We start from the raw sequence: 24160 nt of genomic DNA, 5'->3' as shown, positions 1-24160 counted from the left end.
AAAGACTTCGAAGTATTCTGCGTTAGAGGGTAATAGTGCGGAAAGGTCTGCTTTGCTTCGCTGCAACGCAGCAGAGTGGCGACAGGGCAACAAAGAAGCTCCGACTTTGCAAAGCCCGCTTTCCTGCGCGTCGCTGACGTCTACACTGATCGCAGTATCGCCTGGATCAATTGGACAGGCTTGAAGGTCCGCTTTCGGGAGACCTTTCGCGCTTGCAGCGGCGCTTGCGCTGCGCCCTGCCTGAATGTCGTGATTGGGCTGCCTTGCGTTGTCTGGTAGAAGCGTCTTGGTGAAGTTTCGCTGCAACCCTGCCGCCGCATCGCCGCAAGTCGGTAGTGAGCCCATTGAAACGGATGCTGCGGAGTGTTCGTGCGTCCGCTATGGTTCATCCTGCGTGTGCAAAGATCACTAGATTTCGTTCCGGAGCGACTATGAGGTAGCCTACTTGACGTCTGGAAATGAACGCCCCTTTAGCCTGTAAAACTTCATCAACTAGCTTCGTCTTGGAGGAGCTTAGCTTATCAAGAAAGCCATAACCCCTGAGGTACGCAGCAATTCCGGGGCACGAATGACCCGTATGTGATGCGAGCCACCAGTCACTCATTCCTGAAGCGCAGTTCGCGGCATTCGCCCAAGCATAAACTTCCCCGGTCAACGGTGTCGAATTCCATTCACCTGCCTGTACAGATCGTCGTAATTCAACCGAAGACTCCGCGTCTTGTAGCCAGACTTTTCCTTCAACGGCCATCAATGAGGCGACCTCTTCGGAAAGGTGAAAAAAGGCCAAAACAGCGTCATGCCCCCCAGGGCCAAATCCGGCAACTAGTGTGGTTTTGTCCTCTAGCTCGACATGTCCGTAAGCAGGCGGCAGGAAACCCTTCAAATGTCTGACTTCGGTAGCTTTGAACACAATAAAGCCGATAACGGGAAGGGCTAGAACTACGCCTAGAACGATCTTGAACGCTTTTCGCATTACTCAAACCCTGCTGTTGGCGCGAACCATTTGGAATTCTTAGTTTGTGATAACCGGCCATTCAGCTGGAAGCAACGAACGGCAGCAAGGTCCCGCTGTGTGTGAATTCACCAGGTCCAACACCTCGTAGCCGCAGCGAACGGCAGGAACGGCGGGCCGCGCAGCAGCATAAAATCTCAGCTGGTTGCCTCAAACGGCCGACTTTGCAAAGCCCGCTCCCGCAACCAAAACAAAAAAACAAACAACATAGCGCCCAAAGGGGCGCTTCTGGCGTTCGTAGCACTGGATGTGTGGAAACACTATGGAAGGTGACCGTCCGGCGAACGCGCTCTGGTGTGGTTCCGATGCTGCCTGCTACGCTGCGTCAGCGGCGTAGCGCCATGGGGCATAAGTTCATTCAGACGTGTGATTTTGTGGTCCGTACCCGCGCAACTCGGCGATCCGATTCAAGTATCGGGCGACTCGCGCACCGCCAATGGATGTGTCAACGATGGCAGCCAGACATTCCCGGCTGAAGCTGGCGCTCTGGCGTTACGATTACAACACGGTCAGGCCGCACTCATCGCTCGGGGACAAAGCACCGTCCGAAGCGCGCCGGACGCTTGAGTAACTTGAGGGCTCCGCGCCCGGCGCGCTTGCCCAGCCCGAAACCGACAACTATCAAAACCAAGCCCGAAGACTCTCGCTATGAACGAGGGACAAGTGGGGGCAGGTCGCAACGATTAGCTTAAATTACGTCAGATCCTGTTCAAAGATTGGGGAGTAGCTCACATTCAATACTGAGAGATGACCTTCAGAAAATTTCAGAAAATTTCAGCACCAGTTTCAGGACATCTGACCTCAGCGACCTGATGATGATTGGGCAAGGTTCATAAAGACAGGGCCTGCTGCCAATCATCAAAGCGAGGAACTCACTATGTCTACCCTTTTGACAATTAACGTAAAAAATCTTGAGCCGGCAACACAGGGCTTCTTCTTTTTCCAAGAGCCGGCAAACTATACTGGCGGTGCAACAGTATATTCGAACAGTCTCTTTGCAGAGAACCTTGCCAACTATGGTTCGTCTGGCTCAATCCTGACCTTTCAGGTTGATCTGCAGTATTATGCGGGCATTCAGGAGGCCCATTCTGCGCCGGCCGTTGGCCAGTCCTCAGGCTATTCGTCTGCGAGCCGTGCGATCGATCTTGCGCCTGCTGGTGGCGGCGCTGCCAATGACTCCACGACCGCCAGCGTAAGCCCCGCACTTGGCCTATCGACACCGACGAACGAGGCCGGCGTACAGCCTGGCGCATTCCGGATCAACACACCGAGCTTCTCTTCACCGCCCTTCTACAACGTCGGCTCCGCGGTATCTGTAAACGGGGGGATCGTCTTGTCGAACTTCGTTCAGGCAAATCCACAGTCGCACGTCGATTGCGAGCCGATCCTGAAATACTACGTTGCGACAGGGACCTACACGCCTGGCACGGTGATGGATTTCACCGCTGCGTCAAAAACCTCGGCACTGTGTGATTTCACCGGGGGCTACACTGTGATTGACGTGGAGCTGGCAGCTAATGGGGATTGGAACATCACCAGCCGGACCTAGGCTGATCTTTCTTTGTCCCTGGTGGAACTTCGGAGCAGTTTAGGCTGGGCCGTAGAATGGACTGCACTCATGCCGTACACGCTGACCATAGTAATCAGGAACCTGTCTCAATCTAAAATGCAGTTCTATGCGTTTCAGCACCCTGCAAATTACCAGAGTTCAGGAAGTGTACTTCAGTCGTCATCGGCCAGCTTGGCTACGGGTGCAGTCCTCCCCTACAAATCATCTGGGTCCACGCTTCAGTTTCAATTTGAACGACAACCTTATGTGGCCGCATTTAGCAATCAAGCTAAACTCGCCATGCTTGTGAAGCCGCAACCTTATGAAAACGCTTCTCAAACGTCCGTTGTTGCCAAATGGCCCATTGCTCTGACGCCAAAAGACCAGACCAAGCAGGTGCCTAATAATACTCAGTTGACGGTCGGGTCGCTCGGTTTATCCATGCCGACCTACGCGTCAGGCATCCCTGAAGGGAACTTTGGTATCCAGATACCAAGCTACACTCCCACTGGTGGTTTGAAGCTCCACTGCGGCAATGGGATCAAGGTGAGAAACACGCAGGTCGTCTTGTCCAGCTACGTCACCCCCGCACCAGTCAGTCACATATTCTGCGCGCCAAAACCGAAATTCTACGTAAAGACAGGCAATCACCCCGTCGGATCACCCATTTTGTTTTCGGTCGCAGGGGCTGTTCTGTGCGATTTCACTCAGGGCTATTCCACCTGCAACGTGGACTATCAGTCAGACGGCACATTCACAGTCCACCGCCAATAACGACTTGTTGCGGGGCCTTGTTGGGCCCCGGGAAACACTTCGCCGCATGGCGATCTCCCTCAAATCTATGGCGAATAAGGAATTTAGATATGACACTTCTTAAACGACTTGCTGCCACCCTCGTGCTGTTGGTTGCCTTGCCTGCCCTTGCGCATGCTGCATGCACAGCAACCAATAATACCGAATATTCTGCCGCCATTGCCCATGGCCACGCATACACGAAGCACTCAGCCGAATTCGTACATGGAAAGGTAATCGATGGCTTGGCATTCCCCGATCCGACGATTGCCAATGCGGATGAATTCGCAACATTCCTTCTGGGGATTATGAACGCTCCGACGGAGTCCAAGCCCTTGGCCAACAGTCGCTATGCATACTGGCATACGCCCACCGGCACGGTCATCATCACAAATGATAATGCCAACGACTGCGGCACCGCGTTTCGTCCATTGACCGGCAAGACCTACTACGACAACCTAAGTTGAGTTCAGTCCTAAATCCATGCCGCCCCTCCGATTTGAGGAGGGCGGCAGATTTAATGAGGAAAGCGCAATGCCTGACAAATCTCCAAACACGTTGACGGCAACAGAGTGCATGGCTTTGGCTAACTGTCTGAATCATATGATTTCACAGACAGAAACGGACGAATTTTCTACCCTTGTAGGTATTGACAAGGAAAGCGCGAAGTCCCTGATGATCAAGCTAAAAACTATGATCGCAAACTGACCAGAAGCTCCTGAACATTGCCCCTACCAGGGCAATGTTGCTCAACCTCTTTCAGGCCAACCAAAATCCACTGAAATATCAACTTGGCCGCCACCTGTTCGGGTTATGGCAGCCTTATTGTTGGGATCTTCGGCCTCCGCCAAGGAGCGCAGCCATTTGCGGTCAGTCTCAACCCCTTCGGAGGTCATTTGAACCGCGAGGCGCGCAACCCTAGGTGCGGCGACACTGGTGCCGCCCATGCGGGTCAAGCTGCCGCTGTTGGATCCCGCGCTCAATACGCCGGTCAAGACCGGACTGTCATCCGCAAGTGCCGCCGCATCCGGTCCCAGTCGGTTTGCCTTTTTCTTCCCCCGAGAAGGGGTAATCGGCCCTGCAGCGGAATAGTCTGACAGCAAGCGATTACTCTGGGTGAAGCCGGCAACCACCATCGGTGTTTTCCCGCAGGCATAACCGTTCAACGTGCCGGCGCGCCGGATTGGGCTGGTTGTTCCCGCCGGATCCACCGGAAGGGGCGCGCCGAGTGCATTATAATAGACATAGTCAGCGTTGTTAAAATACCCTTGCCGACCACCGGGCAGAAAACCGGGCAAGGTTTCGTCACGCTCTATCCAGATTTGAACGTCGTCACTGCTGTTCATATCGCAGGACGTAATATCGACCCGCCAACGGCCAGCTCGGGCTAAGTCGATAGCAGATTGATGCGCAGTAGGATTGATACTGAAGGTTATCACCCCGCGACGTGTATGCCCCCCGTCGAACCGATACGTCAGGCGTGCGACCTCCTGGCCTTGCTCGTCAACCAGTCGCTGCCCGGTATTGCCGGATACATAAACTGTCTTGCTCGCAGGGCCAGATGGAACCGTGACACGGACCCCCACAAGCCGGGGCGGCGGATTGGTTGCGTGGTATGGCATCCACATCTGGAGATGGCTTGACGTTCGGTCATCCGGCTGAGCAACAAAATCCAGTTTCCACGATGGGTCCTTGGATTTGCTTTTCGCATTCTGAAGATTCAGGTCTGCATGAATACGACTAAGGTTACCATTACCCGCCGGTAGCACAATCTGGCGTGTTTGATTTGCATCGGGCTTCTTTGCTTGTGGCCCGAAATACCGGTCAATCACGCGGTCAATACCGCTGGTTCCATCGTGAGGCCCCGCGAAATTCCCATAGCTGAAATTGAATATGACAGGAGGTTTACTTTTGTCAGGCAGCCGGAACCGTGCCGCCTGATTGCACAGGCGCTTGAGCGCTAGTTTAAAGCTGGGCAGCGTATTCTGTCCGGTAGAATCCTCAGTAACCCGGGAGGGCAACAACGCGCAGATAATTGGCCGGTTACTCGGGGCATTGCTCATCGAATATCCAGCGGCCAGCGCCATCACATGCGTGCCATGCGAACGACGCAAGGCGACGGCGGAGAGTGCTTTGCTACGCGCATTTACCAAACCTACCGCTGCATAAAATGCAGGCTCATCCAACAAGCCGTTGGTCGTACATTCCTGCAAGAGGGCGTCGATTTGGGCTTTACTATAGCTGCGTCCCGACGCCCCCACCCGAGAGAGCTGTTCAGGAGACGCTGACAGGATTGTTGCAAACTCCACCCGCGACGACACCAGGCCATCTCGAAACAGGTTATGGGCGAAGGCAATCGCATCGTCGATGACGGCTGTGATGACCGTTCCTTCGGGCACCTCAATGATCTTACGACGATTGCTGTCGTCATCATTTGTATCAACGTCAGACAGATCAGAGTCCGTAACAGTTGTTCCCAACGTCAATCCTATCACTGCATAATCGGCGGCGTGACGGTTGAACGCATCTAACAGCGGTTTGCGGGCAAAAATTGAAACGAATTGCGTTTCTTCGACCCTATCACGATCATCTGCATCATAATCAGATGGGATGACCAGGTCGTCCGGGAACCGGCTTTGCGCACGCTCTTCAAACTCGCGGATACTAATATCTTGCAACTCAACAAGGGCGGACCACCAAGGTTGAGATGCCGCTGATGTAACGTGAATAAGTGGACGTGACAATCGATAGTCAGCAACGTCAGACAGCAGATCCTGCGAATGAAATGTTTCCCAATGCAATGGCATGATTATTGCTCCTTTTTCGGCAAGGCATTGGAGTTATAAGGTAAAATCCTGCCACTCGGCCTGCGCCTTCTTCCACAGCCATGTCAGGACCGGAGAAGCCATGTCCGGTGTCGTCGGGTGACGCTCGCTGGTGGCCCAAGGGTTGCGTTTTTTGCCCGCCTTTTTCGTTTGGCGATCTTCGCGTGCCAGATACAGCGCGTGCCAATCAAAGTCCTCCGCAGCATTGAACGCGGGGCCATTGAAACAGGCACTAGTCAGCTCATTTGCCTCTGGGTCACATACCGCGTGCAGATAGTCCGCTAACGTGAGCCCCAGCATTGCCCCTGCGGCACTATCAACTGGAAAGTGAACGCCTGCGACAGTTCGGTTCGTGGCAATCCGGGATGCCAAACGCATGAACATTTCGCCCCAGACGCCGTCTTTGTGATATTGCTCCGAGTTGGAGGCCCGCAGCAGTTTCCATAGGAGGCGCGCAGTCACGAAGGATTCCGTGGCATGGCCACTCGGCAAAGAGCCGTGAGTGGGCGTTGGGATTATTGGTTGAACCTGTGGCGAAAACTCTATCGGGCGTTTGGCGGAAATACTGTATTTCAAACGCATGCCACAATAGTTGGTGAACCCTAGTGCTGCAGACATCAGTTCCAGCGTAAATGGGGTTCTTGCGGGATCCATAAAGGAAATCGACGCCAAAAAAGGCGTAATTGCGCTGGTCTGCGAAAGGATCTCCGCAGCCCGATCGCCGCGCAGGTCAGCATAGGCTGTGAGATAGGCCATCTGTTCCTTGAACTGATCAATCGTCGGGGCTGTGATTTGGACCAGGAGGCTATCTGCTTGAGGCGAACGACCCGCTGGCCGAGTATCCCGCCGCCAAAGGTTGGCGATAGCCGTCTCATCCATGGCATCCGAAAATGCAACCCGCGATCCTAGTTCGGACAAGTATAGGCTGGCCCGGACATCTGCCGACAACCGCGCCAGATTGCGCGGATCATGGGGACTACCCGGAGTAATGTGGGGGTTCAGATCTAAGGGCGCACCGACAATACCATCGCGCGTCGTCAACAAAGCCTCAGCTGCGACCGTGCTCCCAGAGGTTCCAAAGCTATTAAAACTATTAAAACTATTAAAACTATTGAAGCTGTTAAAACTATTCTCGGGCGAACCTTTGGCATTGAAGGGCAATTCAACTTTCCTTTGATAAATCATAGGGTGCTAGTGATAAATACCCGATCAGGAAGAGATCAGATGATATGTCACGGCCTTAAATTGATTGGGGCAAGGCTCGTATGAAGAAGTATGCTTAAATGACGCCACGCTATTGGCTGCGCGTACCCTGCCGTTCTCACACTGACCGACGTTCACACCCCCTGCTGCGTCAAAAATTACCGGAAACCAACACTGGCGACCGATGCGACCCCTGTGCGCCAAGGCGCAGTAGTCACCACCTTAGGGTGTTCCTGCAAAAATGAAACAAAATAAAGTTGTATGCCTTGTCATCGCGCCATGGTGCCGTCAGAACGGCAGATCTGCTGGAGATTGTGCCTAGCTTTCGGGAATCCCGAGGTCCTTCAGTGTTTCCGCAAAACGTAGACCGACTTGATAAGAGGAACTGGGAGACCGCCTGAGCCACCCGTCGACAGTCAGATTAGGCTGCACTCTCAGCAGTTCCCTGGTAGTTTTACGTGCGTCGCTCTCACGTCCCAAGCGCAATTGTGCTACAGCTTTAATCCGCAAGGTAGAGGCATGTGACCGGTTCAGTCGAAGCGAAGCGTCCGCCAGTTCAATGGTACGGGGCAAATTATCAGCGGCGAGGCTCGCCCCGGCAGAAAGCGCCAGGAACATAAAGCGGTGCGGGTCGAGTGGGGCAAGATGCATGGCCAGTTCGGTGTCGCTGACCGCCAGATCTCCCTGTCCTTGAAACGCATAGAGTGTACCCCGCAGCAGGCGTCCGTTTGCATCGTTCGGGTTCACTTCCAGCGCTGTATCGTATCGATCTTGTGCAAGCTCCAAATCTCTAAAGAGGTTGACCAAAACAGCACCTTCACTAATCAGCCCCAATGCGCATTCCGGATCAATTTCGAGCGCACGCGACGTATACTGTAGCGCACTCTGACCATCGTTTTCGGGAGTTTCTGTCCATCCTTGCTGCACCTGAAGAACATACCAGCGGGCCACCCAAGACAAAACCAATGGGTGATCCGGAGTTCGGTCCATCAACTCATCCAGCATCACTCGCGCCGCTTGGAAATCGGACTTGGATAACCGATGCATGAGAGCCACCGCACCCAGCAGAAGCGTCGAATTTTTCAACGATGTGATCGGCTGCAATCGTGATTTTCGTACTTCATTGAGGCTGATCGCTTTGCGAATGCTCATCACAATCTCATCGATAACACCGAGATTGTTGATCCAACTTTCTAACGGCTTCAAGATCCGCTCTGACCACAAAATCTTGCCGGATGAAACATCGATCAATTCAAGAGTTACGATCACCCGTGAGCCATCGTCGTCGCAGACGCCGGACACTAAAAATTCTGCGTTGAACGTCTTTTTACAAAGCTCCAACGTCATGTTTTCGGTTCGGATTCCGAAAGTTGAAAGGCGTGAAATTACGTTGAGGTCGGTTGATTGGGATAATGCCGATATGATATCGTCAACCAGCACATTGGCCAGAACAGGATCATGAGCGCTGCGATCGCGTGTTGTAAACGGTAGGACAGCCACCGTTGGCAATACATCGTCCAGATTGGTGCGCGCAGCAGGATAGTATGCCGATCCGTATCGGTGCACACGATACAAGCGAATACCATTGACCTCAGCCAGCTGATGCTGATCTCCCAGATCCTCGAATTCGCATTCTAGACTGAAGTGTAGCTGATCCCTCACCTCAACGGTGGCGTATTCCCACTCATCGCTCGTTTCTAGCAGCAATTTTGACAAGGCTGCTATCCGGCTTCTTTCAAGAGTATCGAGGGCGGTGCGAAGAACGCCAATTCCCAACGCACGTGCACTCCTGATCAAGGCCCTGCTGCATCGAACTGCTTCGATTGGGGTTGCAAAGGTCAGAGTTGCACTGTTTCCATCAATTGCTTTTGCCCCGGTGGGCCGGTGCAGACGTACCACCGATTGTACCGCTTCATGCAGCGAGGTTTCGTCAGGCCCTCCCGCAGGTCGACATATGATCACCACAGTACGCTGGCGTGTCGCCTCCCATTCTATCAGGTCAGCGCTGATATGGTGAGGCAGAGTTTTCTGTGCAGTGCTGGCGGCAACAACGGATCGACTATCCAGCAGGTATCCTTGTTTTGGAATGGTGCGAAGCAACTTGCGATCACTATCCCCCAGCGATTTGCGAATTTCCGAGATGCATTGTGTAAGGCTGTCATCCGTCACACTCGTATTCGGCCAGACGGCAGCAAACAGTTCAGATTTCGTAATCACTGTACCCGATTGTTTGGCCAATACTGATAAGACCTGGCCAGACTGAGGCCGCAACGGTACCGTGTTTCCAGACGGGTCTAAGAGTTCATTGGAGACGGGATCATAGAAATGGTCTCCAATCTGAAGTTGGTTTCGGGCATCGGGATGCTTTATGGTATCGGTCATGAAGCCTAAGCTACCTATATATTTGATATTTTACGCCCACGATCCCCGATTTTTCCACTCGTCAGCCGTCGGTTCTGATGGAAAATCCAGCGAAATTCTAAAAGCGACCAGAAAGCCTCACGCCTCACCCTTCAACATGCAAAAGTTACAATCATAAGAGCAACCCAGAATGTACCCGTCACGTTTCGATGGCGACCCGGGCGCTTGTCTCAGCCGCACTCTCCAGTTGGGAACATAACACCAAGGCACGCGCGGCAGCCGCTTGAGCAATTTGAGGGCTCCGCGCTTGCCAAGCCCGAGGCCGACGACTACCACAATCGAACCCGCAGACTCTCGTTGTGAATGAGTGACCCTCGTGGGTCAGGTCATGCCGGATCGGCAATGGTCTTGGAAACCGGCGTATCTATCAGCATGCATCCAGCCTTAATACTATGCCAGATGATCCTTGAGATGTTGCCCTTTGCGGTCTGGCGAGAACTGATACCGACTGACAGGTGGAACGCGACTACCACAAGGCCGCTCATCCCGACCATAGGCCCAAATGCGTGCTGTCGTTGTTTCGCTCGTGCCGGGTGCCAGCATCTTTACTGGCGTATCATCAGCGAAGATGGCCTGACCGGCCGACACATGCCGCCCAATAGCATCCGCCAGTGGTTCTAATAGAGCCGTGGACTTGCCGATCCAATCCGCCAGCGTCGAGCGATCAATGTCGATCCCGTCGGGCTCGAAGATGCCGCTCAGGCGGTACAGCGGCAGGTGACCCACGTATTTATTGACCAACACATGCGCTAGTAGGCCCGGACCGGGATGTCCGCGCTCAATGGCTCGCCAACTGATGCCGCAGCTTTTCGATCACGGTGATTTTGCCCTCTTTCGCCGATGGCGAGACGAACCGACCCTTCTCAAGCCGCTTGCTGAACAGGCATGCGCCCTGGCCATCCCACCAGATGATCTTGATCAGATCACCGCGCGGCCCACGAAAGACAAACAGATGCCCTGCAAACGGGTCCCGCTTTAGTGTTTGCCGGGACAGGGATCATGCACAAACGCCTCGAATGAGACGCGCCAAGGCTTTGGGATCAATCCTCAATTGATGACCACCCGCGATGTCGATCTCAATCATGCTGTCGCCGGGGGGCCATTAGCCGTAGGCGTCGGGGGTTCTTCGGCAACAGGCCTGTCGACGATCTCAACTGGAAGAAAGCAAGGTGATGGGGCGGCCTGATCTTCGACGCCCTGCAGATCCGGCGCAAATTTAGCCTCACGCAACCACTTGTGGATCAGATTGGTGTTCATCGCGTAAAGCCGCACGACCTGCGCTACCGATCCCCCCGGCGTGCAGATCGACACCTCCTCCTCATCCGACCAGAAACGCTTCTTCCGACCGTTCTTACCCGCCGTATCTGCACTCAAGACGTCCACCATCGTTGGTGGGCACTATCAACACATGCTATGAACCGTCAGAGCAGCGAGGCCGGACGCTTACCAAAATCCAAACACAAACAGCGCACAGAACCCCGCCAAATGCAGGCACAGTCGCGTTGGGATCATCAGCCGTAAAAGCTTCACGAAAACGCAAAAACAAAACCGAAAAGCAAAGCGAATCTAAAAAACGACGGCGTTTCAGGTCGCCTGAGTCGGCTGTTTTCGGCAGAGATATCCAGAGCAGTCAGTGCTCTGACTGTACCTTTTACCTTTTATTATAATTGAATCGTTAGACATTCTACCAAGTTGCGCTGCCGCCGCGGCCTGCGAAATGCAGGGCCAAGGAGGCTTACGAAGCAAGTGGTCAAGGATTGCCAATGTCTATGTGTTGTTCTCTGTGCCAGGGTGCGCGTCTCAACAAATTCCTGGATCTGGGGCGCCAGCCGCTCGCCAACAAATACCCAAAACCGGATGAGTTCTACAGCGAGCGATATTTCCCGCTGGAGGTCTTCTTTTGCGAGACCTGCAAGAATGTTCAGCTTGGCGAGATGGTGCCACGTACCATCATGTTCGAGGATTATTACTATCTGAGTTCGGTCAATGGCGGGCTGGTTCGCCATTTCGAAGACCTTGCGGCGACCCTGAAGGATGCCGATTTCGTTGTTGATGTCGGATCAAACGATGGTGTTTTGTTGCGGCCGTTGAAGAGGCTTGGCGTTCGCGCGCTAGGCGTCGAACCTTCGGTGAACGTGTCCAAGATCGCAAATGACGAGGGGCTGGAGACGCTCTGTGCCTTTTTTGAGGAAACCTCGGCGAAACAGATCCTGGATCGCCACGGACCCGCCGATGTGATCGTCGCCAGCAGTGTGTTTACTCATCTTGATGCGCCGGATCAGTTCATCAGGGCAGCAGACATCCTACTTGCCGAGACCGGGAAGCTGGTGATCGAGGTGGAGTATATCCTCAACATGGTCACTCAGGTGCAGTTCGAGCGGTTCTATCTCGACCGGATTTTCTACTACTCGATCTCTTCGATGAAGGCGCTGTTTGGCAAACATGGCATGGTGATTGCCGGCGTCGAGCCGGTTGAGCAGCATGGCGGTTCGCTGCGCTTTACCCTGATGCGTGACACCGTGGGCATCGAAGCGCCAGACCTTGAGGACCTGATCGCGACCGAGCTCGAGGTCCTGAATTCCGATGCCTTGACCGATTTCGGTCAACGCTGCCGGGCCTTGACCGACAAGCTGGTATCGGGGCTCAGACGTTGGCAGCAAGAGGGGATAAAGGTGGCCGGCTATGGCGCTCCCGCACGGCTATCGACCATTACCAATTTTGGCGGCATCGATAGCGAATTGCTGCCCTTCACAATCGATGACAGCCCGCTGAAGCAGGGGCGCACTTCGCCCGGAGCGCATATTCCGGTTGTGGCTGCGTCGGAACTTGAGAGCTACCAGCCCCAGGTGCTGGTGGTCTTTGCCTATGAATATATCGACGACATTCGGAGAAAGACGGGTAACGCCTACGATTACTACATGCCTATTCCGCTTGTTGAACTCACAGCCTCCTGATTATTAGAATGGGGACCAAAATGTCTGAAGAAATTCAAAGAATTGTCGAACGCCTTGGTGCTCATGCCCATCGGTTCTCAGGAAAGACCGTCCTGCTTGCAGGCGGTGCCGGCTTCTTGGGGAAACATTTTCTAAAGGTGTTTCAGAAGCTGAACTGCGATGTTCTGAGCCAGCCCTGCCAGGTCATTTCGGTGGACAACTATATCACCGGGACCAAGAACCTGGATGAGAGCATTGAACGCGACCCCAGCATCACGCAGGTCTGGGCCGATGTGACCCATCCGCTGCCGGTGCGCGAAGACATCGACTTTATCATTCATGGCGCGGGCATCGCGTCGCCAGTCTACTACATGCGCTATCCACTGGAGACGATCGAAAGCGCGGTTCATGGCACCCGTAACCTGCTGGATCTCGCGTCTCGCAACAAGAACCTCGAAGGTTTCTTGTTCTTCAGTTCCTCGGAAATCTACGGTGATCCTGATCCCCGAGCGGTACCGATCAAGGAAGACTACCACGGCAACGTCTCGACCGTTGGTCCGCGTGCCTGCTACGATGAATCCAAACGCCTCGGTGAAACACTCTGTACCATCTACAATGAGCATCATGGCGTTCCGACAAAGATCGTTCGCCCGTTCAACGTCTTTGGCCCGGGCATGGGCCACAATGATCGCCGCGTGATTCCGATGTTCACCTATCAGGCGCTGAACGGCCGCACGATTCCAGTGCATGGCACGGGGCTGCAAACACGTACGTTCTGCTACATCACTGATGCGATCTACGGTTTCCTGATGACGCTTCTTGAGGGCAAACGGGGAGAGGCCTACAATATCGGCAACCCCGACAATGAAATCTCGATGAACCAGCTTGCGGCAATGTATCCAAGGCTGGTACCGGGCGCGACCTTCACCACGATCGATTATCCGGACACATATCCGGCGGGTGAACCCAACCGGCGTTGCCCGGATATCACCAAGGCCTACGAGGCCTTTGGGTATACGTCCGAAGTTGATGTAGAGGATGGTCTGAGCAGATTCATCGACTGGGCGCGGCATGAGCACAGCTACATCGACTATGAACCTGAGACCGCAGTGAAACTGGCCGGTTAAGGCCTCATGACAACCTTGGGTTTGATCGGGCGAGGCGCTTGGGCCCGCACGATTGGCATGACACTGGATAGTCTGCCCGACGTGAACTGGCTGCCAATTACCGATCCCGGCCCACCTGTAGATGGCGTTGTCATCGCCAACAGAAGCATGGATCACGTCACGTCGGCGCTGCCTTTTGTGGCAGCCGGTGTGCCGTGTTTCGTCGAAAAACCTCTTGCCACCTGCCTTGCGGACTTTGTTGAGCTGAAGGCCGCCGCTGATGCAGCGAACTGCCCGGTCTTTGCCGGGCACCTGCATCGGTTCAATCCAGCCGCCGAAGTCTTTTGTGCAACCCTGTCGCAGATTGGACCGGTCCAATCGGCTTCAGCCTACTGCGCCAACAACAAACCACGCGACGACACATCAGTGATCTGGGACTGGTTACCGCATCCTCTCTCTTTGGCCCGGCAGATTTTCACAAGCCCGGCAGACCATGCCAGGGCGAATAGTTTGCACGGTGGCAATCGTCCGCAGCATGTCAGGGCCGAGCTCTCCTATCAGGGAAGAAAGTTCACTCTGGAGGCCAGCTGGCGAGCATCGACGCCAGCCTTTCGCATCATCGCCAGGGGCCGCGATGCGACGCTGATCTTCGATGACAAGGCTGAGGAGAAGGTTGTACTAACGCGAGAGGGCACCAGTACACCGCTCGCCTATGGGCAGGAGCCACCGCTCACTCGCGAGCTGCGTGCCTTTGTCGATATGATCGGCGGGCGGCGCGAGAATGCCTCATCACTCAGCGCGGCAGAAGATGTCATGCGCAGCCTGGACGCGGTTGCCCGTTCCGTCAGCGAAAGGGGCGCCCGGGTGGCGATCAATTGGCCCGGCTAAGGTGGTGATAGATCTGCGTCAGGATCTCCTGAACGCGCCTGTCCACATGGCTGGTTTCCATGGCCAGCTCATGACGGGCGATCAAACCCGCCTCGCCCTGTGTCCGGAAATGATCGTTGGCCGCCTCTGCTATGGCTCTAGGGTTCTCCAGATCACTCGGCTCAAAATAGAACAGATGCTCCTGCAGCGGCGCCAGCGCGGGTAGTGCCCTGAGGCTGGCTGGCAGGATGGGAACACCGCCGGTGATCAGCGCATCAAATACCCGGATCGGCAGATCGTCGCGCGTTGGAATGATCCAATGGCTCATATGGGCTGCCCATTCATCCAGTCGATCCAGCTCGGTTCGATTATGATACAGCCGTGTTGCGGGCCCGACATGTTTGAAATGCGTGTTCAACCCTTCCAGCATCGCGTTGCGTTCAGGGAATTGGGGATAGACGATATGACGCCCGAGAGGTTCCGGATCCCGAACAGAGGCCAGAAGGCGACCACGGTGCTCTGTCAAAAAGGACCGGGTCCATTGGATGACCGCAGCACTGATCGGTGCGCTCATCGCCGCCGTCATCTGGGCATAGGTCTCATTGTTATGCGGATGGCATGGGACGTAAAAGTCCGACAGAAGCGCAAAGTTCACGGATTCGGTAATCTGATGATGGTTGTCGAAATCCCAGATACACACATGTGCACGCGGCTGATTGGCAAACATGGCCGCATATTTATTCATACCGGCCTGAATAATGTCATTACTGTTCAGAATATAGATTGTGCCAGCGTCGAAGTGGGTAATGGATTTCAGGTCGACCAGCCCAATCTGATCCGTTTTCTCCGCCTTGCCGAAAATACCGGCGCTGAGAAGAACATTGGTCTGAGGGCGTAGCTTCATTCCTTGAGAGAAAGCGCTGCGGCGTGCTTCCTTTTGCTGGTTCCATTGTGCGATCTGTTTGTTTTGGGGCGATATATGCTGCGACGAAGGATCCTGGGTCTCTTGATAAGTATGTGCCACTGTTCAATCTCTCAAATAATTATCTCTACGCGCTGACTTGCCGCCTCTGGTTGTACTTTTGCATGGCAGCATCCGCAGGCGCGTCGGTAAGGGGACCAAGACCAAAATAAGCCAATAATACTGAAAATTTCTCTAATCGGGCACTCCGCAGGCAGAATGCAGCAGTATGCCGGAACAGGTTCGGCGCTCCTCACCCGCAGGATATCTGCAATCAACCGCAGATAAAGATCGGCAATACCGCTGGGAGCAGCCCGGGGGCATTCACGGGCGACAGCGTCACCCGGTCAAGCGGCCTCCAGGCCAATGCGCAAAGCCTCAAGCAGGCTGCTGGCCTCTCCCTCACTCAGGATCAGCGGCGGCGAAAGAATGACATTTGCGCCCGAAACCCGAACCAGGGCACCGGCCTCATAGCAGGCCTCCTGGACGGCCAAGGCCCTGCGCCCGTCAAGTGGCGCTCGTGGCTGGCGATCACTCACCAGTTCAATGGCCGTCATCAACCCATGCCCGCCACGCACATCTCCGACAATCTCGTAACGCTCCTTCAGCGCCAGACAGCCCTCGTAGAGCTGGGTGCCGCGGGCAGCGGCGGTCTCCGTCACCTTCAGCCGCTGCATTTCCGCCAGGCAGGCCAGCGCTGCGGCGGCGCCGACCGGATGGCCGGAATAGGTGTAGCCGTGGCCGATCTTGGCGTCCGGGTTATCCTCGAACACCTCGATCATCCGATCCCCCAGCATAACCGCGCCAAAGGGGAAGAACCCGTTGGTGATGGCCTTCGCGGTGCACATCATGTCGGGCTGAATGCCCCAGAGCCGGGCGCCGGACCAGGCGCCGGTGCGGCCATAGGCGGTGATCACCTCATCGGTGATCAGCAGGATACCATGGCGATTGCAGATCTCCTGAACCATCGGGGCAAATGACTTATGGGGCGGGATGACGCCTCCGGCGCCCAGAATGGGCTCCATGATCATCGCAGCGATCGTATTGGCCCCCTGAAACGCGATTTCATCTTCCAAAGCCGCGACGCAGAGCTGGGCAAGACGCTCGGGGTCGCTCTCATTGAATGGGTTGCGATATGTATAGGGCGCGGGGATATGAAAACAGCCCGGCAGCAATGGTTCATAGGCCGTACGGAAATTGGCGTTTCCGTTGACCGAGGCCCCGCCGATATGGGTGCCGTGATAGCCTTTCTTGAGGCTGAGGAACTTGGTGCGGCCCGCATCGCCGCGCAGTTTGTGATATTGCCGTGCCAGCCGCAGCGCGGTCTCGACGGAATCGGAACCGCCGGAGGTGAAAAAGGCCCGGCTCAGCCCGTCAGGGGCAAAGAACCGGCTCAGCTCATAGGACAGCTCGATCGCCGCATCGTTGGAGGTGCCGCGAAAGGTCGAATAATAGGGCAGCTTATCCAGCTGCGCGGCCATGGCGTCCTTTACCGGCTGGCAGGAATAGCCCAGGTTCACATTCCACAGACCGCCCACCCCATCAATGACCCGATGACCGTCGATATCCGTGATCGACACGCCTTCGGCCTCGGTGATGATCTTCGGGGGCTGGTTGATGCTGTCCTGCGGCGAGGTCATCGGATGCCACATCAGCCGACCGTTCTGTTCCTTGAGAAAGTTAGAATCTTTCATGATGTGATATCCGATACATGTATGTGTGACGGGGACGGTTCTAGCGCGGTTGCCCAGGCAGCCTGCACCGCTGCGGGAACCGCGCCGCCCCAATTGCGGGTGATCTCGCGGCAGGCGGATGTGAGTTCTGTCTTGATCAGCCGCTGCTGTTCCGGTGTGACCCGTGCGGCCACGCTGGCCACCGATACCGCTCCGACAAACAGCCCGGTCTGATCGTAGAGGGGCGCAGACAGGCTATGGATCTCCGCTTCGAAACTCCGGTCTGAGCAGGCAAATCCGCTGGTGCGTGCCGCCGCGACCAATTCGTGCAGCGCCTCAGCTGTTGTTGCGGTATGGGGCGTGAACCGATCCAGCCGGGCGAGGGCAGAGGTCATCAGGGCCTCCGGGCCAAAGGCCAGCGCGCATAGCCCCGACGCCGTCGCATGAAGCGGAAAGGTCGTGATGTCGATAATCGCCCGCGTGCCGTGCCGGGGGGATTCGCAGGACGCCAGCGCGTAGAGCGTCGTTCCCGAGAGCACTGACACATGCGCGGTCTCGCCGGTGACCTCGGCCAGCTGCGACAGCGCCAGCTGAGCGCCCATCTCACGGGGGACGGTGGCCTCCCGCACCTGTGCCAGCTGCAGGATAGCAGGCCCCAGGCGATAGTGTTTCGTCACTGGATTCTGTTCGACAAATCCAGCGGTTTCAAGGGCCTGGAGGTGGCGGTAGGTGGTCGCCTTGTCCCGTCCCGCGATCCGGCACAGCTGCGACAGCCCGATCTCAGGCCGGTCGGTAGAGAAGTGCGACAAGAGCGCCAGCGTTTTGGTTGCAGAGGACATGCCTTCGGTCACCCTTCAAGCGAATTCAGAAAAAATTTGACACATGATGTTTAGCAAGGCAACCTTTTTTACGTAACATCGGTTCGATATATGAACCGATGACAGGGAGGGAAACATGTCAAAGTTCAAGATTTCTGCCACTGCGCTTACCTTGGCCATGATGGCTGCTGCCGGTGCGGCATATGCCGAATACCCGGAGAAACCCGTTGAATTTGTGGTGCCATGGCCGCCCGGCGACCTGGAGGACGTCCTGACCCGTATGATCGCGGAGGATTTCTCGGCCGCCTATGATGTGCCCACTGCGGTTGTGAACAAACCCGGTGGTGGCGGCGGCCCGTTTCCCGGTGCGGTCGAGGTCGCCACTGCGCCTGCTGACGGCTATACGGTCGGATCCTTCATCATCGCCATTCCCGTGGTCGGCCCGCAGATCGGCATCCCGGAGCTGAGCCCGGATCCATTTGTACCGCTGGGCAATTTCCTGACCTACCCGTTCGTAATCGCTGCCGGGGCGAATGCGCCCTATGATGATATGGCCGGGCTGGCGGCCCATGCGGCGGAGAACGATGTGGTGCTTGGCCATTTTGGCGCTCCTCTGGTGCCGACGCAGGTCACATTGGGCCTGGCCAAGGAGATGGGGTTCTCCTACGCCTCCGACGCTGCCTTTGACGCCCTGGACTGCAACACGCTGGCCTCCGGGGATGTGGATGTGATCAACACCACGCTTCAGCTGATCCTGCCATGCCTAGACAGTGTAAAGGTGCTTGCCTCCATCGGCGCCGAGCGGATCCCGCTGACACCAGATGCGCCCACCGTCGCAGAGCTGGCGCCAGACCTGAATGTCTCGCTGTGGAACGGGCTCTTTGTGCACAAGGACACGCCACAGGATGTGCGCGATAAGATCATCGCTGTCGCGGAGCAGACGGTGATGTCGGAGCGCGCCCAGGCGCTGGCCGCAGAAACCGGCGCGGCGGTCTATTGGCAGCCCGCCGCTGAGGTGGCCACTCAGATCAAGGCCGATATCGAGACCATGGCCCGGATCGACGGTATGTTGAGCAACTAACGGATCTCGCAGGCTCGGCGGCGTCGATCGCCGGGCCTGCGCAGCTCTAGCAAGGGGGCGACCAATGTCGCGGGTCAAAACGCTTCAAGCCTTGTTCAAACGCTACCGAAGACCGGGGGATATCGTCTTTGCCTGGATTGTGCTGGTCGGCGCTCTCCTGCTCCTGTCGCAAATCTTCGAGCAGACCGTCTGGCGTAAAGGCAGCGCGCTTTTTGCTCAGCCTCGGTTCTGGCCGGCAGTGTCTCTTGGTGGCATGGCGGCTTTTGCCGCATTTCACCTGCTTGGCTCGGCGCTGTCCGAAAGGATCGAAGGACGCTGGCAGGAGGTCCTGCTCTGGATCTCCTCGCTGGAATATGCAGGGTGGTTCATCGCCTACGCAGCCGCGGTTCCCTATGCGGGCTACCTGCCGGCCACGGTGATATGCGCGGCCGCTCTGGCGCTGAGGGTGGGCTACCGGCGCCCCGCAACACTGGCGGTCGCGGCGCTTTCGGCGCTGCTGATCGTGGTGTTGTTCAAGACCTTGCTGAAGGTGAATCTGCCCGCAGGCCTCGCCTATGACTCCTTGCCCGACGGGCTACGCCAAATCATGCTGACCTATTTCTGATCGGGGCAACCAATGGAAAATCTCCTCGCCGGGGCCGAGATGCTGGCCCGCTGGGATGTGATCGTCGCGCTGTTGATCGGGTCAATCGGCGGCGTGATCATCGGGGCCATTCCGGGCGTCGGACCCGCCGTGGCGATCGCCATCCTGCTGCCGGCGACCTTTGCCTTCGAGCCTATCGTGGGATTGACGATGCTATTGGGGATCTACGGATCCTCGATGTATGGCGGGGCCATCCCTGCGGTCCTGATCAATACGCCGGGCACGGCGGTGAATGCGCTCACATCATATGACGGCTATCCGATGACGAAACAGGGGCAGGCCCATAGGGCGCTGTCGCTGGCCTATAGCGCGTCGTTCTGGGGTGGGATATTCGGCATCCTCTGCCTGATCCTGCTGTCACCGGTCCTGGCTCTCGTGGCTCCGATGTTCGGCTCCAGAGAGATCTTTCTTGCTGCACTTCTGGGGATCATCCTGGTCATCCTTGCCCACCGGGGCCAGATCTTTGCTGCCGGCGTTCTGGCGATGTTCGGCATCTTTCTACAGACCGTCGGCCTCGATGCGGTGACCTACACCCAGCGCTATACCTTCGGCCTCACCTTTCTCAGCTCCGGCGTGAACCTGATTGTTGTCGTGCTCGGCCTCTTTGCGCTGAGCCAGGCGTTTTTCCTGCTGACCGCCCCCGACAGCCAGCCGGATGCAAAGCCGGTATCAGGGCGGATGGGGGCCGGCATCAGGGAGCTGATGCAGCACAAGCGGGTAGCAACCGTCGCCTCCGCCTGTGGCGTGATCCTGGGCATGATCCCCGGCACCGGCGAGTTCACCGCCCAATTCATGAGCTACACCTACGCCCAGAAAACCTCCAAGACGCCGGAGCTGTTTGGCAAGGGATCCCCCGAAGGTCTGATCGCCTCGGAGGCTGCCAATAACGCGGTTCCGGCCGCGGCGATGATCCCGCTTCTCGCGCTCGGCATCCCGGGTGAAGCGCTGACGGCAATGATGCTGTCGGTGTTCTATGTTCATAACGTCATCCCCGGCCCACAGCTGTTTCAGAACAATATCGACCTGGTCTATGGTCTCTATCTGGCGCTGATCCTGCTCAATGTGATCGTGCTCGCCTTCCTGATGGTCTCCACCAATCTGCTGACCCGGATCATTCGCATCCCAACCCGGTTTCTGGGGGTGATGATCCTTTTGCTGTCCTTTGTTGGCGTCTATTCGCTGCGAAATTCCCTGACGGACTGCATGATTTCGGCAGGGTTCGGGGTGCTTGGCCTGATCCTGAAACGTCTGAACCTGCCGATTGTCCCGATCATCCTGGGCATGGTTCTGGGCGGCATCATGGAGGTGAAGCTGCGTTCGGCCCTGCCGCGCCTCAAGACGCCGCTGGATATGATCGACCGCCCGATTTCCTTTCTCCTCTTCATTCTGATCCTGATCGTTCTGGCCCTGCACCTGCGCGCGCTGATGCGTGAATGGCAGGCGCATCAGCCCGACGAAGACCACGATCTGCACGACAGCCAAACAAGGTAGCCCCATGGACCAAAGCAAGATCGACGCCCTTCGGTCACAACCGGTGCAGCCGGTTTCACATCTCATTGACGGTCGGCAGGTTGCGGCCTCTGATGGGGCGACGCTGGATGTGCTGTCGCCGATCGACGGGTGTGTGCTGACCCGGATCGCGCGGGGAACTGCGGCGGATATGGAGGCGGCCATCGCCTCCGCCCGCGCCGCCTTCGAGGATCGCCGCTGGGCCGGGCAGCCGCCCGCCGCCCGCAAGAAGGTTCTGATGAAATGGGCCGAGCTGATCGAGGCGCACGCGCTCGAACTCGCCGTTCTGGGCGTGCGCGACAATGGCACCGAAATCAATATGGCGCTCAAGGCCGAACCCGGATCAGCCGCCGCCACGATCCGCTACTACGCCGAGGCACTGGACAAGCTCTATGGCGAAATCGCGCCCACGGCGGGTGATGTGCTGGGCCTGATCCACAAGGATCCCGTCGGTGTGGTCGGCGCGATCATTCCGTGGAATTTTCCGCTGATGATCGGGGCTTGGAAACTGGGCCCGGCGCTTGCGATGGGAAATTCCGTGGTGCTGAAACCCGCTGAAACCGCCTCTCTCTCGCTGATGCGGGTGGCGGAACTGGCGCTTGAGGCGGGCCTGCCACCCGGCGTCCTGAACGTGATCACCGGCGAAGGCGCGGTGGTCGGCGAAACCCTCGGCCTTTCGATGGACGTCGACGTTCTGGTGTTCACCGGATCGGGGCAGACCGGGCGTCGGTTGCTGGATTATTCCGCCCGTTCAAACATGAAACGTGTCTATCTGGAGCTGGGCGGCAAATCTCCCAATATTGTCTTCGCTGATGCGCCGGATCTGGCAGAGGCCGCAAAAGTGACCGCCGCAGGTATCTTCCGCAACTCGGGTCAGGTCTGCGTCGCAGGCTCTCGCCTGCTGGTCGAGGCCTCGATCCACGACAGATTTGTGCAGGAGGTCGTGCGGGCAGCGGAGGCGATGCAGGTCGGCGACCCGCTTCGGCTGGAGACCCAGATCGGGGCGATCAATTCCGAAGCACAGCTGAAGCAGAACCTGACCTTCGTCGCCACCGCCCAGCAGGAAGGCGGGCAGATCGTCACCGGCGGGCAGCGTATCTTGTCGGAAACCGGCGGCTATTACATGGCGCCAACCATCGTCACTGATGTCACGCCAGCGGCGACATTGGCACAGCAGGAGGTGTTTGGCCCAGTGCTTGCCGTGACCCCCTTCAAGACCGAGGACGACGCCGTGCGGATCGCCAATTCCACGGTCTACGGTCTCGCCGGTGCGGTGTGGACATCCGGGCTCAGCCGCGCCCATCGCATGGTGCAGCGTGTCCGAACCGGGGTGATGCATGTCAACACCTATGGCGGCGCGGATGGCACCGTCCCGCTTGGCGGGGTCGGGCAGTCCGGGAACGGGTCGGACAAATCGCTTCATGCCATCGACAAATACATCAACCTGAAAACCGCATGGATCAAACTCTGAAAGGTGGGGCAATGACCGAGAAAACCATTCTGGTGGTTGGCACCTATGACACCAAGGACGATGAGCTTGGTTTTCTGGCGAGTGTGATCGGCGATCAGGGGGGCAGGGTCCTGACGATGGATGTCTCGATTCTGGGCGACCCATCGACGCCGACCGACTATTCCAAACACGACGTCGCCGAGGCCGGTGGCAGCTCGATCCGGGCGGCCATCGACAGCGGGGATGAAAACGCCGCCATGCAGATCATGGCGCATGGTGCCAGCTTGCTGACGGCGCGGCTGCACCGGATGGCGGCTTTTGACGGGGTGATCGTCCTTGGCGGCACGATGGGCACCGATCTGGCGCTTGATGTCTGTTCGGCCCTGCCGCTTGGGGTGCCGAAATACATTGTCTCAACCGTTTCCTTCTCACCGCTGATCCCGGCCGAAAGACTGGCGGCCGACACCCAGATGATCCTCTGGGCTGGTGGGCTTTACGGGCTGAATTCCGTCTGCAAGGCCTCGCTCAGCCAGGCCGCAGGCGCCGTTCTGGGCGCCGCGAGGGCCGCGCAGATACCGGACCCGGATAAACCGCTGATCGGTGTCATGTCCCTTGGCACATCGGCGCTGAAATATGTCATTCCGCTGAAACCGGCGCTTGAGGCACGTGGGTTTGAGGTTGCGGTCTTTCACGCCACCGGCATGGGAGGGCGCGCCTTTGAGAGCCTCGCAGAGCAGGGCGCCTTTGCCTGCGTGTTTGACTTCTGCACCCAGGAGCTTGGCAACCATATCCACGGATCGTCGATTTCCGCCGGTGCGGATCGCCTTACCAATGCCGGCGCCAGGGGGACGCCGCAGATTGTCGCCCCCGGCTGCTATGATCTGGTTGATGTGGTCGGCTGGCAGCCGATCGCCGAGAAATGGTCGGACCATCCGAAACATGCGCACAACCGGCTGCTGACCTCGATTGTCCTCAACACCGAGGAACGGCGCCAGGTCGCCCGCGCCCATTCGAAACAGCTGGCTGACGCCGACGGTCCTGTGGCGATGATCCTGCCGGAGCGTGGACTCGGCGAATGGGACCGCGAAGGCGCCGACCTGCACGACAGCGCGGGGCTGGCGGCGTTTCTGGCGGAGCTTGAGGCGACATTGCCCGCGCATGTCTCCGTGCACCGCCTCGACAGCCATATCAACGACCGTGCCTTCGCCGATAAGGCGCTGGAGATTTTCGACCGCTGGTGCGCCGACGGCATTGTTTCGCCGTAACGCCTGCCGCCCGGATCCTGCGCTTGACTCACCGTGTGCTTTTTACTTAACT

The 24160-nt window shown here is 57.1% G+C and carries 20 protein-coding genes and 2 pseudogenes; 12 read left to right on the top strand and 10 right to left on the bottom strand.

Features of this window, described 5'->3' with window-relative positions; translation table 11 throughout:
* Positions 1 to 385 precede the first annotated feature (385 nt).
* Complete coding sequence (locus VWZ87_RS04930; RefSeq protein WP_416534245.1) at positions 386 to 973, bottom strand: hypothetical protein; 588 nt, start codon at positions 971 to 973, stop codon at positions 386 to 388.
* A 505-nt stretch (positions 974 to 1478) separates the two neighbouring features.
* Between VWZ87_RS04930 and VWZ87_RS04925 the strand changes: the two are divergent.
* The 4 genes and pseudogenes from VWZ87_RS04925 to VWZ87_RS04910 form a co-directional block, all read left to right on the top strand.
* A pseudogene (locus VWZ87_RS04925) lies at positions 1479 to 1664 on the top strand (integrase core domain-containing protein); the annotation flags it as partial.
* A gap of 225 nt (positions 1665 to 1889) precedes the next feature.
* Positions 1890 to 2561: a hypothetical protein gene (locus VWZ87_RS04920; RefSeq protein WP_340546352.1), complete on the top strand. Its 672-nt coding sequence runs from the start codon at positions 1890 to 1892 to the stop codon at positions 2559 to 2561.
* A 69-nt stretch (positions 2562 to 2630) separates the two neighbouring features.
* Positions 2631 to 3335, top strand: coding sequence for a hypothetical protein (locus VWZ87_RS04915; RefSeq protein ID WP_416534246.1), 705 nt, complete (start codon positions 2631 to 2633; stop codon positions 3333 to 3335).
* Between the two features lie 89 nt (positions 3336 to 3424).
* Complete coding sequence (locus VWZ87_RS04910) at positions 3425 to 3820, top strand: hypothetical protein (RefSeq protein ID WP_340546354.1); 396 nt, start codon at positions 3425 to 3427, stop codon at positions 3818 to 3820.
* Positions 3821 to 4102: 282 nt separating this feature from the next.
* Here VWZ87_RS04910 and VWZ87_RS04905 read toward each other — a convergent pair whose 3' ends face one another.
* From VWZ87_RS04905 to VWZ87_RS04880, 6 genes and pseudogenes are all read right to left on the bottom strand, one after another.
* Entirely contained in the window at positions 4103 to 6160 is a 2058-nt protein-coding gene (locus VWZ87_RS04905; protein ID WP_416534247.1) for a hypothetical protein, read from the bottom strand.
* Positions 6161 to 6193: 33 nt separating this feature from the next.
* Positions 6194 to 7339, bottom strand: coding sequence for a phosphatase PAP2 family protein (locus VWZ87_RS04900; protein WP_340546356.1), 1146 nt, complete (start codon positions 7337 to 7339; stop codon positions 6194 to 6196).
* A gap of 360 nt (positions 7340 to 7699) precedes the next feature.
* The gene (locus tag VWZ87_RS04895) at positions 7700 to 9763 is read right to left on the bottom strand and encodes a winged helix-turn-helix domain-containing tetratricopeptide repeat protein (protein WP_416536863.1); all 2064 of its coding nucleotides are present in this window, start codon (positions 9761 to 9763) and stop codon (positions 7700 to 7702) included.
* A 429-nt stretch (positions 9764 to 10192) separates the two neighbouring features.
* Positions 10193 to 10585, bottom strand: coding sequence for an IS66 family transposase (locus VWZ87_RS04890; protein WP_416547590.1), 393 nt, complete (start codon positions 10583 to 10585; stop codon positions 10193 to 10195).
* Positions 10581 to 10781: pseudogene (gene tnpB / locus VWZ87_RS04885) on the bottom strand (IS66 family insertion sequence element accessory protein TnpB); the annotation flags it as partial. The pseudogene tnpB and the gene VWZ87_RS04890, both read right to left, overlap by 5 nt.
* A gap of 101 nt (positions 10782 to 10882) precedes the next feature.
* On the bottom strand, positions 10883 to 11176 hold the full coding sequence (locus VWZ87_RS04880; protein WP_416545813.1) for a hypothetical protein: 294 nt from the start codon (positions 11174 to 11176) through the stop codon (positions 10883 to 10885).
* 389 nt (positions 11177 to 11565) lie between these two features.
* Here VWZ87_RS04880 and VWZ87_RS04875 point away from each other — a divergent pair, with 389 nt between their 5' ends.
* From VWZ87_RS04875 to VWZ87_RS04865, 3 genes are read left to right on the top strand one after another with little or no spacing between them, the layout of a single operon-like run.
* Positions 11566 to 12756 carry a class I SAM-dependent methyltransferase gene (locus tag VWZ87_RS04875; protein ID WP_416534250.1) on the top strand — a complete coding sequence of 397 codons (1191 nt, stop codon included), beginning with the start codon at positions 11566 to 11568 and terminating at the stop codon, positions 12754 to 12756.
* A 20-nt stretch (positions 12757 to 12776) separates the two neighbouring features.
* Positions 12777 to 13862 (top strand): NAD-dependent epimerase/dehydratase family protein, encoded by a 1086-nt coding sequence (locus VWZ87_RS04870; protein ID WP_416534251.1) that lies wholly within the window; start codon positions 12777 to 12779, stop codon positions 13860 to 13862.
* A gap of 57 nt (positions 13863 to 13919) precedes the next feature.
* The gene (locus VWZ87_RS04865) at positions 13920 to 14729 is read left to right on the top strand and encodes a Gfo/Idh/MocA family protein (protein ID WP_416534252.1); all 810 of its coding nucleotides are present in this window, start codon (positions 13920 to 13922) and stop codon (positions 14727 to 14729) included.
* Here VWZ87_RS04865 and VWZ87_RS04860 read toward each other — a convergent pair.
* The 3 genes from VWZ87_RS04860 to VWZ87_RS04850 all read right to left on the bottom strand — a co-directional run bounded on the left by VWZ87_RS04860 (position 14713) and on the right by VWZ87_RS04850 (position 18181).
* Positions 14713 to 15612 (bottom strand): hypothetical protein, encoded by a 900-nt coding sequence (locus VWZ87_RS04860; RefSeq protein WP_416534253.1) that lies wholly within the window; start codon positions 15610 to 15612, stop codon positions 14713 to 14715. The two genes, VWZ87_RS04865 and VWZ87_RS04860, sit on opposite strands and share 17 nt — an antisense overlap.
* A gap of 404 nt (positions 15613 to 16016) precedes the next feature.
* Positions 16017 to 17363, bottom strand: coding sequence for an aminotransferase class III-fold pyridoxal phosphate-dependent enzyme (locus tag VWZ87_RS04855; RefSeq protein ID WP_416534254.1), 1347 nt, complete (start codon positions 17361 to 17363; stop codon positions 16017 to 16019).
* Positions 17360 to 18181, bottom strand: coding sequence for an IclR family transcriptional regulator (locus VWZ87_RS04850; protein ID WP_416534255.1), 822 nt, complete (start codon positions 18179 to 18181; stop codon positions 17360 to 17362). The genes VWZ87_RS04855 and VWZ87_RS04850 overlap by 4 nt, the downstream gene beginning before the upstream one ends.
* Before the next feature lie 115 nt (positions 18182 to 18296).
* Between VWZ87_RS04850 and VWZ87_RS04845 the strand changes: the two genes are divergently transcribed.
* From VWZ87_RS04845 to VWZ87_RS04825, 5 genes are all read left to right on the top strand, one after another.
* A complete protein-coding gene (locus tag VWZ87_RS04845) occupies positions 18297 to 19241 on the top strand; it encodes a tripartite tricarboxylate transporter substrate binding protein (protein WP_416534256.1) in 945 nt (314 codons plus the stop codon).
* A 64-nt stretch (positions 19242 to 19305) separates the two neighbouring features.
* Positions 19306 to 19845, top strand: coding sequence for a tripartite tricarboxylate transporter TctB family protein (locus VWZ87_RS04840; RefSeq protein ID WP_416534257.1), 540 nt, complete (start codon positions 19306 to 19308; stop codon positions 19843 to 19845).
* Positions 19846 to 19857: 12 nt separating this feature from the next.
* Positions 19858 to 21375, top strand: a complete 1518-nt coding sequence (locus VWZ87_RS04835) for a tripartite tricarboxylate transporter permease (protein ID WP_416534258.1) — start codon at positions 19858 to 19860, stop codon at positions 21373 to 21375.
* 4 nt (positions 21376 to 21379) lie between these two features.
* The gene (locus tag VWZ87_RS04830) at positions 21380 to 22864 is read left to right on the top strand and encodes an aldehyde dehydrogenase (RefSeq protein WP_416534259.1); all 1485 of its coding nucleotides are present in this window, start codon (positions 21380 to 21382) and stop codon (positions 22862 to 22864) included.
* Between the two features lie 11 nt (positions 22865 to 22875).
* Complete coding sequence (locus tag VWZ87_RS04825; RefSeq protein WP_416534260.1) at positions 22876 to 24108, top strand: Tm-1-like ATP-binding domain-containing protein; 1233 nt, start codon at positions 22876 to 22878, stop codon at positions 24106 to 24108.
* Positions 24109 to 24160: the final 52 nt, after the last annotated feature.

This window comes from Phaeobacter sp. JH20_37 (assembly GCF_048056015.1).
Lineage (GTDB): Bacteria > Pseudomonadota > Alphaproteobacteria > Rhodobacterales > Rhodobacteraceae > Phaeobacter > Phaeobacter bryozoorum.
The sequence above is the reverse complement of the archived record's forward strand: the minus strand, read 5'-3'. Positions and strand labels throughout refer to the sequence as shown.